We start from the raw sequence: 16,494 nt of genomic DNA on the forward strand, positions 1-16,494 counted from the left end.
CCGCGCGCGCCCCCGCCCGCGCCCGCGCCCGCGCCCGCGCCCGCGCCCGCGCCCGCGCCCGCGCCCGCGCCCGCGGCAGCCTCGTCGTGCGATCGCCGGGTCTGCACTCGACGGCCTCGTCGTCCGCCCGTGCCTTCGCGACAGCCTGGTCGTCGGCCCGCAGGTGCGCGATGACCGACCGGGTGCCTCGACCGTGTGACGCGCGAGGTGTTGTCCTCGTCCTCGCGACGCCCGCCGCCCGCCGCCCGCCGCCCGCCGCCATCTTGCGGACGGTTCGGTCACGCTCGGGCGTCGACGGAGGGCGGCGGAGGTCGCGGGTGGTCCTCCTCAGCCCAGCTCGAGGACCGGCCAGTCGGCCAGGTCCGCGCGCATCTGGCGGTCGTGCGTGGCCACCACGACGGCCGCGGAGGTACTCCGCAGGGCGGCGGTGAGCTCGTCGACGAGGTGCACCGACAGGTGGTTGGTCGGCTCGTCGAGCACCAGCACGTGCGGGGCGGCGAGCAGGGCGCACGCCAGGTCGAAGCGCCGCCGCTGGCCGATGGACAGCTCGCCCAGCGGCCGGTCGAGGTCCTCCTCGGTCAGCAGCCCCAGCGCCGCGACCGGCACGAGCTCGTCGGGGTCGAGCAGGCCGGCGCGCAGCAGGTCGAGGGCGTGCCGGCCGTAGGCGTCGAACCCCGAGACGGCGGCCTCGTCGGGTGCCAGGGGTGCCACGCCCTCGACGACCGGGCCGGTGGGCACGTCGTCGTCGGGCACCGCCGCGAACGGCCGCCCGGCCGGACCGTCGCCGGCCCCGGCCCCCGCGGCCTGCGCGCGCCGCGCCGCCGCCTCGCGCTCCTGGCCGAGGACGCCGAGCCGCACCCCCGGCGCCGCCGAGCGCACCCCGCGGTCGAGGGGCAGGGCGCCCGTGAGCGCCGCCAGCAGGGTCGACTTGCCGGAGCCGTTCGGCCCGACCACGAGCAGGCGCCCGCACGGCGGCACCGCGACGCGGTGACCCGGCAGGTCGAGTCGCACGTGCCCGCCGGGCGCGACGACGCGCGGCGCACGCAGCTCGAGCAGGGTGGAGGGCTCCGGCACCCCGTCGACCGCTCTCGGCAGCGCCGGCAGGTCCGGGAACGCGAGCGTCAGCGGCGGCACCGGAACCTCGACGGCCTCCGCCTCCAGCCGCTGCACGAGCCGGTCGGCCGCCTTCACGTGGATCCGCGCGCGGGTCCCCCGGCGGTGCTTGTCCGACCCCTTCGGCGGACGCCACTCGTCGGACAGCCCCTCGTAGGACCGGTCGAGCCGCTCCGCGAGCGCCGCCGCGCGCTTCCTCTCGGCCCGGTACCGGGCGGACCAGCGCCGCAGCATGGCGTCCCGCGCGAACCGGTAGTCCACGTAGCGCGTCGCCCCGTAGAGCGCGGGCCGCCCGTCCATCGAGGGGTCGAGGTCGAGGATCGCCGTCATGACGTCGTCGAGGAGCCGGCGGTCGTGCGTGACGATGACGAGCCCGCCGGGCCACGCGCGCAGCCGGTCGGTGAGGTACCCGATGCCGGCCGCGTCGAGGTGGTTCGTCGGCTCGTCGAGCAGGAGCAGGTCGGCACGCTCGGCGATGCGGCACGCCAGCCGCACGCGGTAGCGCTCGCCGACCGACAGCTCGTCCAGACGCCGCGCGGTGTCCCGCGGGGCGCCGAAGCGGGTGAGCGCCTCGTCGACGCGCCGGTCGACGTCCCACGCCTCCAGCCGCTCGACGGCCGCCAGCGCCGCGCCGAGGGCGGCCAGGTCCCCTGTCTCGTGGTCGAACCCCTGCACCGCGGCGTCGAGCGCGGCCTGCGCCTCCCGGACGCGCGCATGGGTCGCCGCGACGAGGGAGCCCACCGTGTCCCCCGGCACCACGTCGAGGGCCTGCTCGACGACGGCGAGGCTGCCCGTCCGCCGCACCGCCCCGGCCTGGGGCACGAGGTCCCCCGCCAGCACCCGGAGCAGCGTCGTCTTGCCGGCCCCGTTCTCCCCGACGAGGCCCACCCGGTCGCCCGCGGACACCACGAGGTCCAGCCCCGTCACCACGGGCCGCCCCGGCCAGGCCCAGCTGACGCCGTCCGCGACGAGCTGCACCGTGCCGGCGGGCGCCCGCGTCCCGGTGACGGCGGGCCCGGTCATCGCGGCCCCCGCACGGCTCAGGCCCCCTCCGCCGCCGGGCCGGCCAGCACCCGGGCGACGACGGGCGCCAGCGCGCGGAACGCCGCGCCCCGGTGGCTGATCGCGTTCTTCTCGTCGGGCGTCAGCTCCGCGCAGGTCCTGGACCCGCCGAGGGGCACGAGGAGCGGGTCGTAGCCGAAGCCGTAGGACCCGCGCGGCACCTCGGCGAGCGTCCCCTCGAGGGCGCCCGTCGCGACGTGCTCGAGCCCCGCCGCCGCCTCCGCCGCGACCCCGGGGGCACCGGGCGGGACGACGAGCGCCGCCGCGCACACGAAGCGCGCCGCGCGGTGCTCGGGCCGCACGTCGGCGAGCTGTGCGAGGAGCAGGGCGAGGTTGGCGGCGTCGTCGCCGTGCCGTCCGGCCCAGCGCGCCGAGAAGATGCCCGGCGACCCGCCGAGCACGTCCACGGCGAGGCCGGAGTCGTCGGCGACGGCCGGCAGGCCCGTGGCGGCCGCGAGCGCGCGCGCCTTGATGAGCGCGTTCTGCTCGAAGGTCACCCCGTCCTCGACGGGCTCGGGCGCCCCGACGTCCGCCGCGCCGACGACGGCCCCGTCGGGGAGGTCGGGCAGCGCGGCGCCGAGGATCGCCCGCAGCTCGGCGACCTTGTGCGCGTTGTGCGTGGCGAGCACCAGGCGCGCGCCGGCGGGGACGGTCACCGGTCCCCCGGGGCGGGCGCGGCGGCGGAGGCGCCCCCAGCCGGCGCCCCGGGACCCGTCGGCACCGTCGGCACGGCGGCCTTCGTCGCCGTCCCCGGCCCGGCCTCGCCGGCCAGCGCGGCCGTCTGCAGCCGGGTGAGCTCCGCGGTCCCGACGAGCGCCAGGTCGAGCAGGGCGTCGAGCTCGGCGCGGTCGAACGGCGCGTGCTCGGCCGTGCCCTGCACCTCGACGAACGTCCCCGACCCGGTCACGACGACGTTCATGTCCGTCTCGGCCCGCACGTCCTCGACGTAGGGCAGGTCGAGCACCGGGACGCCGTCGACGATCCCGACGCTCACGGCCGCCACGCTGTCGCGCAGCACCGCGCGGCCCGGCTTGATGAGCCGCTTCTGCGTCGCCCACGCCACCGCGTCGGCCAGCGCCACGTAGGCGCCCGTGATGGCCGCGGTGCGGGTGCCGCCGTCGGCCTGCAGCACGTCGCAGTCGAGCACGAGCGTGTTCTCCCCGAGCGCGGCCACGTCGACGACCGCCCGCAGCGACCGGCCGACGAGGCGCGAGATCTCGTGCGTGCGGCCCCCGACCTTGCCCCGCACGGACTCGCGGTCGGAGCGGCTGCTCGTCGCCCGCGGGAGCATCGCGTACTCGGCCGTGACCCAGCCCTCGCCCGAGCCCTTGCGCCAGCGCGGCACGCCCTCCGTGAACGAGGCCACGCACAGGACCCGGGTGTCGCCGAACTCGACGAGCACGTTGCCCTCGCCGGCGGACAGGAAGCGGCGGGTGATCGTCACGGGGCGCAGCTCGTCGGCCCGGCGGCCGTCGGCGCGCGCGACCGTCGTCGCGGAGGGGGGGAGGGTCATGCGTCGAGCCTAACGGCGAGCGCGCGGCCGCCCTCCCGGCGACGACGCCGCCCGGCCCCGGGACCCGTCCGCTCAGAGGACGTGCAGCGCCCCCGGCTCGGCCAGCACGACGTCCCCGTCGTACACCTCGCGCGCCTCACGGACGGCGACCCCGGGGTCGTTCCAGGCCGGCACGTGGGTGAGCACGAGCCGGGGCACCCCGCCCCGCGCCGCCGCCGCGCCCGCCCGCCGGCCCGTGAGGTGGACGCCGCGCACCGCGTCGTCGCGCCCCTCCACGTAGGCGGCCTCCGCGAGCAGCAGGTCCGCGCCGAGCGCGAGCGTGTCGAGGCCCTCGCACTCGTCGGTGTCGCCCGTGTAGGAGAGCGTGACCGGGCGGGCCGGGTCGCCCTCGGCCGGCCCCGTGACGCGCAGGCCGAACGCCGGCACCGGGTGGAGCACGGGCACCGCGACGACCGTGAACGGCCCGATCGTCACCGGCACCCCCGCCTCCCACGGCTGGAGGACGAGCTGGCCGGTCGCGTCGACGCCCGGGTCCTTGTCGGCGAGCAGCGCGAGCCACTCCCCCGCGTCGGCCGGCGCGTGCAGCGGCAGGGGCGGCAGGGGGCCGTCGGGCCGGTAGCGGCGCAGCACGTTGAGCACGAGCAGGTCCGCCGCGTGGTCCGCGTGCAGGTGGCTGATGGCGACCGCGTCGAGGGTCGTCGGGTCCCCCCACCGCTGGAGGGGACCGAGCGCCCCGTTGCCGAGGTCGAGCACCACGGACCACGTCCGCCCGTCGGCGTCCTCCGCCTGGACGAGGTAGCTCGACGCGGCGGACTCCGCGCTCGGGTAGGACCCGGCGCAGCCGAGCACGCGCAGCCTCATCGCAGCGCCTCCTTCGGCTCGACGAGCTCCACCTCGGGGCCGAGGAACCGGCGCGCGAGCACCTGGAAGGACAGGGGGTCGCCCGTGGCGAGGAAGCGGTGGCGCGGCGGGCCGGCCATCGGGTCGCGCTCGAGGTCGTGGGCGACGAGCTGCCGGTACACGTCCTTGGCCGTCTCCTCCGCGCTGGACACGAGCGTGACGCCCTCGCCCATGACGTAGGAGATCGCGCCCGTGAGCAGCGGGTAGTGCGTGCAGCCGAGGACGAGGGTGTCGACGCCCGCGTCGCGGACCGGGTCGAGGTACTCGTGCGCCACGGACAGCACCTGGGGCCCCGAGGTCACCCCGGCCTCGACGAGGTCGACGAACTGCGGGCACGCCTGCGTCGTGAGGGTGACGCCCGGGGCGGCCGCCAGGGCGTCGTCGTAGGCGCGCGAGTCGACGGTGGACCGCGTGGCGATGACGCCCACGCGACCCGAGCGGGTGGCGGACGCCGCCCGCCGCGCCGCCGGCAGGATGACCTCGACGACGGGGATGCCGCGGCGCAGCGTGTAGCGCTCCCGGGCGTCCCGCAGCATCGCGGCCGAGGCGGTGTTGCAGGCGATGACCAGCATCTTCACGCCGGCGTCGACGAGGTCGTCGAGCGCCTCGAGGGCGAACGCCCGCACCGCCGCCAGCGGCTTCGTGCCGTAGGGGGTGTTGCGGGTGTCCCCGAGGTACAGGGTGGACTCGTGGGGCAGCTGGTCGAGGATCGCCCGCGCGACGGTGAGCCCCCCGACGCCGGAGTCGAAGATCCCGATCGGGGCGTCGTTCACGGCGCCGACCCTAACCAGGGCTAGCGACGCCGCTCGCGCGCCAGGAGCGTGACGAGCGTCTCCTGGAGGTAGGTCAGCGCGCCGTACACCGCGGCGAGGGAGCGGCGCGCCTCGGCCGCCGCGTCGCCGCCCGTGCCCGCGGTCCCCGCCCGCCGGCGCCGCGGCCGCGCGGCCGCCTCCGCGTCGAGGTCGGCGTAGAGCGCGTCGACCTGCGCGTCCGTCGTCAGGCCGAGCCGGTCGGCGAGCACGAGCCGCACGTCCGTCAGCGTCGCGGCCACCGCGGGCGCCTCGTCGGGAGTCACGACGAGGGCCTCCGCGGGCCACCCGGGACGTCCGCCGAGCAGCGCCCGGCGCAGCGCGAGCAGGCGCGTGATCTTCGTCGCACGCAGGTCCGCCTCCGTCAGGCGACGGAACTCCGCGGCCACCTCCGGGTCCTCCCGAGAGGCGTCGGGCAGCAGGCGGCGCACCGCGGGGTCCTCCGGGACGGGCAGGGCCTCCACGCTCCAGCCGAGCGGCCCCGCGGCGCTCGAGGCCAGCCCCGCCGGACCCGCGCCGTCCCCCGCCGCGCCCCCGGCCCCGGGCTCCCCCGCCGGGTCGAGCGGGTCCCCGTCGGGGCCCGCGGGCGCGCCGAGGAGCAGCGCCACGTCGGCCAGCACCCCCGCGACGACCTGCCGCTCGACGGGCTCGAGCTCCGCGACGAACGCGCCGCGCACCTTCCGGAAGTCGCGCACGCCCTACTCGCCGCCGCGCTGCATCGTCGCCCAGAGCCCGAACCCGTGCATCGCCTGCACGTCGACCTCCATCGCCTCGCGGGTGCCGGTGGACACGGCCGCCCGGCCCTCCTCGTGCACCTGCCGCATGAGGCGCTCGGCCTTCCCGCGCGGGTAGCCGAAGTAGCTCTCGAAGACGTAGGTCACGTAGCTCATGAGGTTCACCGGGTCGTTCCACACGAGGGTCACCCAGGCGTCGGCGGTGCCGAGGCCGCTCTCGGGGGCGACGACCTCGGCGGGCGCGGTCGCGGCGGGCACGGGGCCACTCTAGGCGGGCCGCCGAGGGCGGCGCGGCGCGGGTGTGGGTAGGTTCACGGGCCATGACGGGGTCGACCGCGCTGCTCACGGACCGCTACGAGCTGACGATGCTCCAGGCCGCCCTGGCCGACGGCACCGCCGACCGGCGCTGCGTCTTCGAGGTGTTCAGCCGCCGCCTCCCCGCCGGGCGGCGGTACGGCGTCGTCGCCGGGACGGGCCGCGTGCTCGATGGGCTGGCCGACTTCCGGTTCGGCCCCGGGGAGCTCGCCTGGCTCGACGAGCAGCACGTCGTCGACGACCGCACCCTCGCCTGGCTCGAGTCCTACCGCTTCACGGGCCAGGTGCACGGCTACGCCGAGGGCGAGGTGTTCCTGCCGGCCTCCCCCGTGCTCGTCGTCGAGGGCACCTTCGCCGAGGCCGTCGTCCTCGAGACGTTCGTGCTCTCCGTCCTCAACTACGACTCCGCGGTGGCGAGCGCCGCCTCCCGCATGACGACCGCCGCCGGGGACCGCCCCTGCCTGGAGATGGGCGCCCGCCGCGCGAACGAGGACGCCGCGGTCGCCGCGTCGCGGGCCGCCGTCGTCGGCGGGTTCGCCGCGACCTCCCTGCTCGAGGCCGGCCGGCGGTACGGGCTGCCCACGATCGGCACCGCGGCGCACGCCTTCACGCTCCTGCACGACGACGAGCCCACCGCCTTCGCCTCCCAGGTCGCCTCCCAGGGGCCGGGCACGACGCTGCTCGTCGACACCTACGACGTGCACCGCGGCGTCGAGCGCGCCCTCGCGGCCGCCGGCACCGGGCTCGGCGCCGTCCGGCTCGACTCCGGCGACCTCGGGGTCCTCGCGCACGAGGTGCGCGCGCAGCTCGACGCCGCCGGCGCGACGGGCACGAGGATCGTCGTGACGTCCGACCTCGACGAGTTCGCCATCGCCGCCCTCGCCTCGGCCCCCGTGGACACCTACGGCGTCGGCACGTCGCTCGTCACCGGGTCCGGGCACCCCACCTGCGGCATGGTCTACAAGCTCGTCGCCCGCGAGGACGCGTCCGGGGCGCTGCGCCCGGTCGCGAAGGCGTCGACGTCGAAGACGAGCCAGGGCGGGCGCAAGACCGCCGCCCGCCGCCTCGGGCCGGACGGGTGCGCCGTCGAGGAGGTCGTCGTCACCGGTCCCGACGAGGCCGTCCGCTCCTGGCGGCCCGCCGACGACAGCCTCCGTCCCCTGCTCGTCCCGCTCGTCGAGGACGGCACCGTGCTGCCGGGCCTCACCGGGGCCGAGGGCGTGCGGCGCGCGGCCGACCGCCACACCCGCTCGCGCGCGGAGCTGCCACGCTCGTCGCGCCGCCTGTCCGCCGACGAGCCCGGCGTGCCCACGGTGCTGCTCGAGCTCTAGGCTCGTCCGTCAGCCCGCCGTGAGCGGGCGCTGGTAGGACACGAGCGAGGGCTGCCCGCCCAGCGGACGCGTGCGCCAGGTGCTCGTCAGCTCGCCCGTCGAGCGCCGGCCGCGCACCGTCAGCCGGTGCGGCGTCTCGACGAGCGCCACCTCCACCTCGACGGTGTCGGCGTCGGGTGCCCCGACGGCGGCGGCGATCGCGGCGCGGCCGCCGACGGGCTCCGTCACCGCCCACCGGCCGACGCCGGCCTCCACGACGAGGGCCTCGCCGCCGAGGCTCACCTCGACCACCCACCGGTCGCCGGCACGACGCAGCTCCAGCCGCCCCAGCCCGACGGCGTCCGCCGCGCCGCCGACCCACGTCCCCTCCTGCAGCTCCGCGGCCGTGGCCGCGACCGGGAGGGCGAGGCCCCGCAGGCGCTCCGCGAGCGCCGCCGCGGCCGGAGTCGGACCGGCGGGGTCCTCGCTCCCGGCGTCGCCGTCGCCGAGCGCGGGCAGCAGGTGCGTCCACACCGCCTCGAGGATCCCCTGCAGGTCCTCCGTGGCGGCGTTCGTGGCGACCACCGCGTCGAGCTCGGGCAGGACGAGGCAGAACTGGCCGAACGCGCCGTCGCCGCGGAAGCCGTGCCGCGAGCGCCAGACCTGGAAGCCGTACCCCTGCGCCCAGTCCCCCCGCCAGCCCTCCCCGGCACCCGCCACCTCGCCGGCGCCCTCCGGGTCCGGCACCGGCGCCGTCGCGACGTGCACCCGCGACATCTCCGCGACCCAGCCCTCGGGCAGCACCCGGCGGCCCTGCACCACGCCGTCCCCCAGCAGCGCCAGCCCCAGCCGCGCCGCCGACTCCGTCGTCAGGTGCAGCCCCGAGTAGCCCAGGTCCTGACCCTCCGGCCGCTGCTGCCACCCGCCGACCGTGATGCCCAGCGGCTCGAGGACCCGCGGCCGCAGGTACTCCGTGAGGGTGGTGCCGGAGGCCCGCTGGAGGATCGCCGCGAGAGCGTACGTGCACGGCTGGTTGTAGGCGAAGTGCGACCCGGGGTCGTGCTCGGGCGGCAGCAGCAGGAAGCCCCGCACGAGGTCCTCGGGCGAGAGCGCCCACGCCCGGTCGACGGTCTCCGTCTCGTGCCCGCTCGCCATCGCGGCGACGTCCCGCACCCGGATCGCCCGGCTGCGCGGGTCCGTGACCTCGTCGTCGAGCTCGGGGAAGCAGGAGAGCACGGTGGCGTCGAGGTCGACGAGGCCCTCCGCGACCGCGTGACCGAGCGCCGCGGACGTGAACGTCTTGCTGAGCGAGTAGAGCAGGTGGACGCGGTCCGGGCCGTAGGGCTCCCACCACCCCTCCGCCGCCACGGCACCGCGCCGGAGCACCATGAGCCCGTGCAGCTCGAGGCCGCGCGCGGCGACGTCGTCGAGGAAGGCGGACACCCCCGCCGGGTCCACCCCGACGGACTCCGGTGCCGCACGCGGCAGGGTCAGGGGCCCGGTCGCCGGACCGGTCGCAGGGCTCGTCCTCGAGGCGGCTGTCGTCACGGGCGCCATCCGACCAGAGGGCACCGACACGGACAACCGGCCGGGACGGGCGCCTCCCCGACCGGGCGGTCGGGCCGGTGGGGTCAGCGCCGCCCGACGAACCAGTCGCGCAGCATGGCGACCCGCTTCGTCAGCTGGTCGGGGTCGGCGAGCGCGACCTCCGGGCCGCCGCAGCGCCGCCGCAGCTCGGCGTGGACCGACCCGTGCGGCTGGCCGCTCTTGCGCGCCCACGCCCCGACGAGCTGCGCCAGCTCCTTGCGCAGCTCCGCCTGGCGCCGGTGGTCCATCTCCTCGGGCGTCGGGCCGGCCGGCGCGGACCCCCGCCCCGAGCGCCGCCCGGCGACCTGGTCCGCCTGGCGCTGGCGCAGCAGGGTCGTCACCTGGTCGGCGTCCAGCAGACCGGGCAGCCCCAGGAAGTCCTGCTCCTCCTCGGAGCCGACCTCCGCGCCCGTGCCGAACTCGCCGCCGTCGAAGAGCACGCGGTCGAAGGACGCCTGCGCCTCCAGCGCCTGGAACGCCGCGGGCTTGCCGTCCGGCCCGAGGGCGTCGGAGCCCTTGCGGTCCTGGTTCGCGGCGGCCAGGAGCCCGTCCTCCGGGCTCCAGCCCTCGCCCTGCTCCTCGGGCTTCGGGTCCCGGTCGAGCGCGTGGTCGCGCTCGAGCTCCAGCCCGTGCGCCAGCGCGAGCAGCGGCGCGACGCTCGGGAGGAACACGGAGGCCGTCTCCCCGCGCTTGCGGGCACGCACGAAGCGCCCCACGGCCTGCGCGAAGAACAGCGGCGTCGAGGCGCTCGTCGCGTACACCCCGACCGCCAGGCGCGGCACGTCGACGCCCTCGGAGACCATGCGCACGGCCACGAGCCAGCGGCCGGTCCCGCGCGAGAACTCGTCGATGCGCGCGCTGGCGCCCTCGTCGTCGGAGAGCACGACGGTGGGCGAGGAGCCGGTGAGGCGCGCGAGGTGGCCGGCGTAGGCGCGGGCGTCCGTCTGGTCCGTGGCGATGACCATGGCGCCGGCGTCGGGGACCGTGCGCCGGACCTCCGTCAGGCGCCGGTCGGCGGCGCGCAGCACGCTCGGCACCCACTCGCCCTCCGGGTCGAGCGCCGTGCGCCACGCCTGCGCCGTCATGTCCTTGGTCAGGGGCTCGCCCAGGCGCGCCGCGACCTCGTCGCCGGCCTTCGTCCGCCAGCGCATGGAGCCGCCGTAGGACAGGAAGATGACGGGCCGGACGACGTGGTCGCGCAGCGCGTCGCCGTACCCGTAGGAGTAGTCGGCGACGCTGCGGCGGATGCCGTGCTGGTCCGGCGCGTAGGTGACGAACGGGATGGCGGCGGTGTCGGAGCGGAAGGGCGTGCCCGTCAGCGCCAGCCGCCGTTCGGCGCCCTCGAACGCCTCGCGCACCGCGTCGCCCCAGGACAGCGCGTCGCCGCCGTGGTGCACCTCGTCGAGCACGACGAGGGTGCGCTCGGCCTCCGTGCGCGCCGCGTGCAGCGCCGGCTTGGTCGCCACCTGCGCGTACGTCACCGCGACGCCGTCGAAGCCGTGCCCGTGCCGGCCCTGGCTGTTGCGGAAGTTGGGGTCGAGCTTGATGCCCACGCGCGCGGCCGCGTCGGCCCACTGGTGCTTGAGGTGCTCCGTCGGGGCGACGACGGTCAGGCGCCGCACCGTGCCGGCCGCCAGCAGCTCCGTGGCCAGGCGCAGGGCGAAGGTCGTCTTGCCGGCGCCGGGGGTGGCGACGGCGAGGAAGTCCCGCGGCTGGCGCGCGCGGTACTGCTCCAGCGCCTCCGCCTGCCAGGCGCGCAGCTTTCCCGCCGTCCCCCAGGGAGCGCGGCCGGGGAAGGCCGGCGGCAGCTGGGTGGCGGCGGCGGGAGAGGCGTGCCCCGCGGCGGGCGACGTGTGGGGTGCCGGGCTCACGCGCCGTCGGAGCCCGAGCCGCGGTTGCGGCCGAAGCCGAAGCGGCGTCCGCCGCCCCCGGAGCCCTCGCCGGACTCGCCGCCCTCGTCGCCGGGCGGGCGCAGGCCCTCGTAGATCTCCTTGCACACGGGGCACACGGGGAACTTCTCGGGGTCGCGGCCGGGCACCCAGACCTTGCCGCAGAGCGCGATGACGGGCTTGCCGGTCATCGCGGACTGCATGACCTTCTCCTTGCGCACGTAGTGCGCGAAGCGCTCGTGGTCCCCGGGCTCGGCCTCCTGGGACTGCGGCCGCTCGAGGAGCCCCGTGGAGGCGCCCGACGAGGGGTCGGAGAGCCGGTCGGGCTCGGGCGTGCTCGGGGGGAACGGCTCGCTCATGGGGCCGAGTCTACGACGGGCCCCCGACGAAAAGCCGTGGCGCCGGTGAGGCCCGGGCCACCACGCTGCGGGCGTGCCCGCCACCGACGCGCCCGACCTGCACGTGACCGACCTGCCGCCCCTCGTCGTGCCCCGGCCCGGGGACGACGCGCCCGTCGAGGTCCGGCTGGAGACCGTGCCGGCCGCGGACCCCGACGACCCGGCGGCGTCCTGGGCGCTGCACGGCACCGCGCGCGTGTCGCGGGAGGTGGACCTCGCGATCCACGGGCACGACGACGTCGCGCTCGACGCCGCCGCGGCGCGCAGCGGGCTCGACGACACGGTCTACCGGCGGCTCGTCCGGCTCGTCGCGGTGCGCGGGGACCGGACCGGGGCGGAGGCCGTCGTCGGCCGCGCGATGGTCCGGATGCCGCTGCTCGCGGACACGCACGTGGCCGTCGTGCACGTGGCCGTCCTGCCCGGCTGGCGCCGGCGCGGCATCGGCGGGCGCCTGCACGACGCCTGCCTGGCCCTCGCCGCCGCGCACGGCCGCACGGTGCTCCAGTCCGACGCGTCCTACGCCCTGGAGCCCCCGCCGGGCCCGGGCGCGCTGGAGTCGCCCACCGGGAGCGGCCGCATCCCGGCCGACGACGACGCCACCCGGTTCGCCCTCGCCCACGAGTGGGCGCTCGAGCAGGTCGTGCGGGGGTCGACGCTCACGCTGCCGGTCCCGCCCGCGACGCTCGCCGAGCTGCACGACGAGGCGCGGAGGGCCGCCGGGGAGGACTACCGCGTCCACGTCTGGGAGGACGCCGTCCCGGAGCGGTGGCTCGACGACGTCGCGCTCCTGGAGACGCGCATGTCCACCGACGCCCCGGCGGGCGGGCTCGACGTCGGCGAGGACCCGTGGGACGCGGAGCGGGTGCGGGTCTGGTTCCGGGAGATCCACGGCCGGGGGAACGGGTTCCTCCTGGCGGCGGCCGAGCACCGGCCGGGCGGACGCCTCGTCGCGTTCACGCTCGTCGGGCTGCCCCGGGGGCGGCCCGCCGTGGTGCTGCAGGACGACACCCTCGTGCTGCGCGAGCACCGCGGGGACCGGCTGGGGATGCTGCTCAAGGCCCGCGTGCTCACCGAGCTCGCCACCCGTCGGCCGTCCGCCCGGCGGGTGCACACCTGGAACGCGCAGGAGAACGGGCCGATGCTCGCCATCAACGTCGCGCTCGGCTTCGCGCCCTCGGCCGTCGACGCGGAGTGGCAGCGGACCCTTTGAGCGGCCCGCCGCCCCGACGCGTTCAACCGCGGGGTCCGGCGCCCCGGGCGCGCGCGGGGAGGTCGACGAGGAGCGCGGTGCCCGCCGCCAGCACCGCGGCCGCGACGAGCACCGCCGGCCAGGCCCCCAGCGGGTCCGCGAGCACGTGTGCGGCGACGAAGCACAGCGCGCCGAGGAGCACCACGAGCGCCACCCGCACCGCGCCCGCGGGCGGCAGGGACCGCCACGCGCACCAGGCGACCCCCACGACGAGCACCGCCCCGCCGAGCGCGCGCACGCCGGTGCCCTGCGCCACCGCGAAGCCGAGGACGAGCGTGACGGCGGCGGGGACGGCGGTCGGGAGCGCCGGCCAGGGGCCGCGGACGGGACGGCGCGCGGCGACGGCCGAGGGGGCGGGACGGGGCGTGCTCACGGGGACGATCCTGCCCGCCCGGCCGCCGCGCCACCGCCCGGGTCACTACGGTGGGGGCGTCCCGCAGCCACCACCGCCGCCACCACCGCCGTCCCCGGCGGACCCCCGAGGAGCACCGTGACCAGCGAGCCCACCGCCGCCCCCGTCGACGCGACGACCACCTCGGCCTGGGCGGACCTCACCGCCCACCGCGACGCGACCCGCCCGGACCTGCGCGGCCTCTTCGCCGCCGACCCCGCGCGTGCCGAGCGCCTCAGCCTGCCGCTGGCCGACCTGCACGTGGACCTGTCGAAGAACCTCGTCACGGACGAGACGCTCGCGCTGCTCGTGCGCCTCGCCCAGGAGGTGGGCGTCACCGACCGGCTCGAGGCGATGCTGCGGGGCGAGCACATCAACGTCACCGAGGACCGCGCGGTGCTGCACGCGGCGCTGCGGCGGCCGGCGGGCACGCAGCCGCCCCTCGTCGTCGACGGGCAGGACGTGGACGCCGACGTGCAGGCCGAGCTGCAGAAGGTCTACGCCTTCGCGGAGAAGGTCCGCTCGGGCACCTGGACCGGCGTGACCGGCCAGCGCGTCCGGACCGTGGTCAACATCGGCATCGGCGGCTCCGACCTCGGCCCGGTCATGGCCTACGAGGCGCTGCAGCCCTACGTGCAGAACGGGCTCGAGGTCCGGTTCGTCTCGAACATCGACCCGACCGACCTCGCCGAGACGGTCGGCGACCTCGACCCCGCGACGACCCTGTTCATCGTCGCGAGCAAGACCTTCGGCACGCTCGAGACGCTGACGAACGCGCGCCTGGCCCGCGCCTGGCTGTGGGACGGGCTCGTCGAGGCCGGCGCGATCTCCAACGACGAGGACGCGCGCTCGGCCGCGGTGGCGAAGCACTTCGTCGCCGTGTCGACCGCCCTGGACAAGGTCGCCGCGTTCGGCATCGACCCGGCCAACGCCTTCGGCTTCTGGGACTGGGTCGGCGGCCGCTACTCCCTGGACTCGGCGATCGGCACGTCGCTGGCCGTCGCGATCGGCCCCGAGGCGTTCGAGCAGCTCCTCGCCGGCTTCCGCGCGGTCGACGAGCACGTGGCCACGACCCCGCTCGAGCGCAACGTGCCCGTCCTCATGGGCCTGCTCAACGTCTGGTACGTGAACTTCCTCGACGCGCACACGCACGCCGTCCTGCCCTACGACCAGCACCTGCACCGGTTCCCGGCCTACCTGCAGCAGCTGACGATGGAGTCCAACGGCAAGTCCGTGCGCTGGGACGGCTCCCCCGTCACGACGCAGACGGGCGAGGTGTTCTGGGGCGAGCCCGGCACGAACGGGCAGCACGCGTTCTACCAGCTCATCCACCAGGGCACGCGGCTCATCCCGGCGGACTTCATCGCCATGGCGAACCCGTCGCACCCCCTCAAGGACGGCGACACCGACGTCCACGGGCTCTTCCTGGCGAACTTCTTCGCGCAGACGAAGGCGCTGGCCTTCGGCAAGACCGCCGACGAGGTGCGCGCCGAGGGCACCGCCGAGGCCGTCGTCCCGGCGCGGGTCTTCGGCGGCAACCGGCCGACGACGTCGATCCTCGCCCCGTCCCTCACGCCGTCGGTGCTGGGGCAGCTCGTCGCGCTGTACGAGCACATCACCTTCGTCCAGGGCGTCGTGTGGGGCATCGACTCCTTCGACCAGTGGGGCGTGGAGCTCGGCAAGGTGCTCGCGCAGCAGATCACGCCGGCCGTCGAGGGGGACGCCGACGCCCTCGAGGCGCAGGACCCGTCGACGAAGGCCCTCATCGCGAAGTACCTGGAGCTGCGCGGCTGAGCGGTCCCGACGCACGACGAGGGCCCGCCACCCCCCACCCGGGGGCGACGGGCCCGCGTCGTCGCCGGCGGTCAGCGGGCGAAGCGCTCCGCGCGCTCGACGACCCGGCCCCGGCCGGCGGCCGCGTCCCAGGTGTAGACCGTGCGGCCCTCGATGACGACGTGCTCCGCGCGGGAGGTGACGTCGAGCGGGTCTCCCGACCAGATGACGAGGTCGCCGTCGCGGCCGGGCTCGAGGGCGCCGATGCGACCCTCGAGGCCGAAGAAGGCGGCGGGGTTGACCGTGAGCGCCTCGATCGCTGTGCGGGCGGGCAGCCCCTCCTTCACGGCGAGCGTGGCCTGGTGCACGAGGAAGTTGATGGGCACCACGGGGTGGTCGGTGGTGATGGCGACCCGGACACCCGCCGCGGCGAGGGTGGCCAGGTGCTCGATGCCCCGGTCGCGCAGCTCCACCTTGGACCGGCTGGTGAACATGGGGCCGAAGACGACCGGCACGTCGCGCTCGGCGAGCACGTCCGCGAGCTTGTGGCCCTCCGTGCCGTGGTTGACGACGAGGCGGTAGCCGAACTCGTCGGCCAGGCGCAGGGCGGTGGCGATGTCGTCGTGCCGGTGCGTGTGCTGGTCCCAGACGAGCTCGCCCTCGAGCACACGCACGAGGGTCTCGTGGGTGAGGTCGCGGGCGAAGGGCTCGTCCTTCGCGGCGGCGGCGTCGCGCCTGGCCCGGTAGTGCTCGGCGGCGAGGAAGGCCTCGCGGATGACGGCGGCCGTGCCGAGCCGGGTCTGCGGCGTCTGCTTGCGCTCCCCCCACACGCGCTTGGGGTTCTCCCCGAGCGCCGACTTCACCGACACGGAGGCCCGGATGACCTGCTCGTCGACCGTGCGGCCGCCCCAGGTCTTCATCGCCACGGACTGGCCCCCGATCGGGTTGCCCGAGCCGGGCTTCACGACGACGGAGGTGATGCCGCCGGCGAGGGCGTCCCGGAAGCCCTCGTCGTCGACGTTCACCGCGTCGATCGCGCGCACGGCGGCCGCGTTGGTCCGGGTCATCTCGTTCGTGTCGTTGCCGGCGACGCCCTCGCCCTCCTCGTGGAGGCCGACGTGCCCGTGCGCCTCGACGAACCCCGGCAGCACCCAGCGGCCGGTCGCGTCGACGACCTCGGCGCCCTCGGGGACGGCCACGTCCGCGCCGACGGCGGTGATCCGGCCGTCGACCACGAGGACGGTGCCGCCGGGGACCGGCTCCCCGACGACGGGGACGACGTGCCCGCCGACCACGGCGAGGGTGCCGCGGTGGCGCAGGGCGCCGGGGTCGCGGGTGGGGAGCGTGCGGGGTCCGGCGTCAGGGGTCGTCATGGCGCCACGGTATGCAGGGTCGGCGGCCGTGCGCCCGGGCGGGCGGCGCCCGGAGGGCGTGTCGGCGGCGCGTGAGAG

At 77.0% G+C, this 16,494-nt stretch carries 15 protein-coding genes; 3 read left to right on the forward strand and 12 right to left on the reverse strand.

Translation table 11 applies throughout. The features are described 5' to 3' along the window. Positions 1-327: 327 nt before the first annotated feature. From EJA20_RS06465 to clpS, 7 genes are all read right to left on the reverse strand, one after another. Positions 328-2,136 (reverse strand): ABC-F family ATP-binding cassette domain-containing protein, encoded by a 1,809-nt coding sequence (locus tag EJA20_RS06465; RefSeq protein WP_129337347.1) that lies wholly within the window; start codon positions 2,134-2,136, stop codon positions 328-330. Between the two features lie 17 nt (positions 2,137-2,153). Beyond that, a complete protein-coding gene (gene rdgB / locus EJA20_RS06470) occupies positions 2,154-2,831 on the reverse strand; it encodes an RdgB/HAM1 family non-canonical purine NTP pyrophosphatase (RefSeq protein WP_129337348.1) in 678 nt (225 codons plus the stop codon). Beyond that, complete coding sequence (gene rph / locus EJA20_RS06475) at positions 2,828-3,688, reverse strand: ribonuclease PH (protein ID WP_129337349.1); 861 nt, start codon at positions 3,686-3,688, stop codon at positions 2,828-2,830. The genes rdgB and rph overlap by 4 nt, the downstream gene beginning before the upstream one ends. 72 nt (positions 3,689-3,760) lie before the next feature. Further along, positions 3,761-4,549 (reverse strand): MBL fold metallo-hydrolase, encoded by a 789-nt coding sequence (locus EJA20_RS06480; protein WP_129337350.1) that lies wholly within the window; start codon positions 4,547-4,549, stop codon positions 3,761-3,763. Beyond that, entirely contained in the window at positions 4,546-5,361 is an 816-nt protein-coding gene (gene murI / locus EJA20_RS06485) for a glutamate racemase (protein WP_129337351.1), read from the reverse strand. The genes EJA20_RS06480 and murI overlap by 4 nt, the downstream gene beginning before the upstream one ends. 20 nt (positions 5,362-5,381) lie before the next feature. Beyond that, complete coding sequence (locus EJA20_RS06490) at positions 5,382-6,092, reverse strand: DUF2017 family protein (RefSeq protein WP_129337352.1); 711 nt, start codon at positions 6,090-6,092, stop codon at positions 5,382-5,384. Between the two features lie 3 nt (positions 6,093-6,095). Beyond that, the gene (gene clpS, locus EJA20_RS06495; protein WP_129337353.1) at positions 6,096-6,389 is read right to left on the reverse strand and encodes an ATP-dependent Clp protease adapter ClpS; all 294 of its coding nucleotides are present in this window, start codon (positions 6,387-6,389) and stop codon (positions 6,096-6,098) included. 62 nt (positions 6,390-6,451) lie between these two features. Between clpS and EJA20_RS06500 the strand changes: the two genes are divergently transcribed. Next, the gene (locus tag EJA20_RS06500) at positions 6,452-7,777 is read left to right on the forward strand and encodes a nicotinate phosphoribosyltransferase (RefSeq protein WP_129337354.1); all 1,326 of its coding nucleotides are present in this window, start codon (positions 6,452-6,454) and stop codon (positions 7,775-7,777) included. A 9-nt stretch (positions 7,778-7,786) separates the two neighbouring features. Here EJA20_RS06500 and EJA20_RS06505 read toward each other — a convergent pair whose 3' ends face one another. The 3 genes from EJA20_RS06505 to EJA20_RS06515 all read right to left on the reverse strand — a co-directional run bounded on the left by EJA20_RS06505 (position 7,787) and on the right by EJA20_RS06515 (position 11,591). Continuing rightward, positions 7,787-9,304, reverse strand: coding sequence for a serine hydrolase domain-containing protein (locus EJA20_RS06505; protein ID WP_205687400.1), 1,518 nt, complete (start codon positions 9,302-9,304; stop codon positions 7,787-7,789). Between the two features lie 83 nt (positions 9,305-9,387). After that, a complete protein-coding gene (locus EJA20_RS06510) occupies positions 9,388-11,214 on the reverse strand; it encodes a DEAD/DEAH box helicase (RefSeq protein ID WP_129337356.1) in 1,827 nt (608 codons plus the stop codon). Then, positions 11,211-11,591, reverse strand: a complete 381-nt coding sequence (locus EJA20_RS06515; protein ID WP_129337357.1) for a DUF3039 domain-containing protein — start codon at positions 11,589-11,591, stop codon at positions 11,211-11,213. The genes EJA20_RS06510 and EJA20_RS06515 overlap by 4 nt, the downstream gene beginning before the upstream one ends. 73 nt (positions 11,592-11,664) lie before the next feature. Here EJA20_RS06515 and EJA20_RS06520 point away from each other — a divergent pair, with 73 nt between their 5' ends. Continuing rightward, on the forward strand, positions 11,665-12,840 hold the full coding sequence (locus tag EJA20_RS06520) for a GNAT family N-acetyltransferase (protein ID WP_129337358.1): 1,176 nt from the start codon (positions 11,665-11,667) through the stop codon (positions 12,838-12,840). 22 nt (positions 12,841-12,862) lie between these two features. On the opposite strand, the gene EJA20_RS06525 is transcribed toward EJA20_RS06520, so the two are convergent. After that, entirely contained in the window at positions 12,863-13,252 is a 390-nt protein-coding gene (locus EJA20_RS06525) for a hypothetical protein (protein WP_240675124.1), read from the reverse strand. A gap of 117 nt (positions 13,253-13,369) precedes the next feature. Here EJA20_RS06525 and pgi point away from each other — a divergent pair, with 117 nt between their 5' ends. Continuing rightward, positions 13,370-15,064, forward strand: coding sequence for a glucose-6-phosphate isomerase (gene pgi / locus EJA20_RS06530; RefSeq protein ID WP_129337359.1), 1,695 nt, complete (start codon positions 13,370-13,372; stop codon positions 15,062-15,064). 71 nt (positions 15,065-15,135) lie between these two features. On the opposite strand, the gene EJA20_RS06535 is transcribed toward pgi, so the two are convergent. Then, a complete protein-coding gene (locus EJA20_RS06535; RefSeq protein ID WP_129337360.1) occupies positions 15,136-16,416 on the reverse strand; it encodes an amidohydrolase in 1,281 nt (426 codons plus the stop codon). Between the last annotated feature and the right edge of the window lie 78 nt (positions 16,417-16,494).

Origin of the sequence: Cellulomonas endophytica (assembly GCF_004123805.1) — a bacterium.
In the GTDB taxonomy this organism is placed as follows: domain Bacteria; phylum Actinomycetota; class Actinomycetes; order Actinomycetales; family Cellulomonadaceae; genus Cellulomonas; species Cellulomonas endophytica.

Coding starts and splice junctions, on each gene's coding strand:
- EJA20_RS06465 (WP_129337347.1), bottom strand. CDS start 2,136: ATGACCGGGCCCGCCGTCACCGGGACGCGGGCGCCCGCCGGCACGGTG.
- rph (WP_129337349.1), bottom strand. CDS start 3,688: ATGACCCTCCCCCCCTCCGCGACGACGGTCGCGCGCGCCGACGGCCGC.
- EJA20_RS06480 (WP_129337350.1), bottom strand. CDS start 4,549: ATGAGGCTGCGCGTGCTCGGCTGCGCCGGGTCCTACCCGAGCGCGGAG.
- EJA20_RS06500 (WP_129337354.1), top strand. CDS start 6,452: ATGACGGGGTCGACCGCGCTGCTCACGGACCGCTACGAGCTGACGATG.
- EJA20_RS06515 (WP_129337357.1), bottom strand. CDS start 11,591: ATGAGCGAGCCGTTCCCCCCGAGCACGCCCGAGCCCGACCGGCTCTCC.
- EJA20_RS06535 (WP_129337360.1), bottom strand. CDS start 16,416: ATGACGACCCCTGACGCCGGACCCCGCACGCTCCCCACCCGCGACCCC.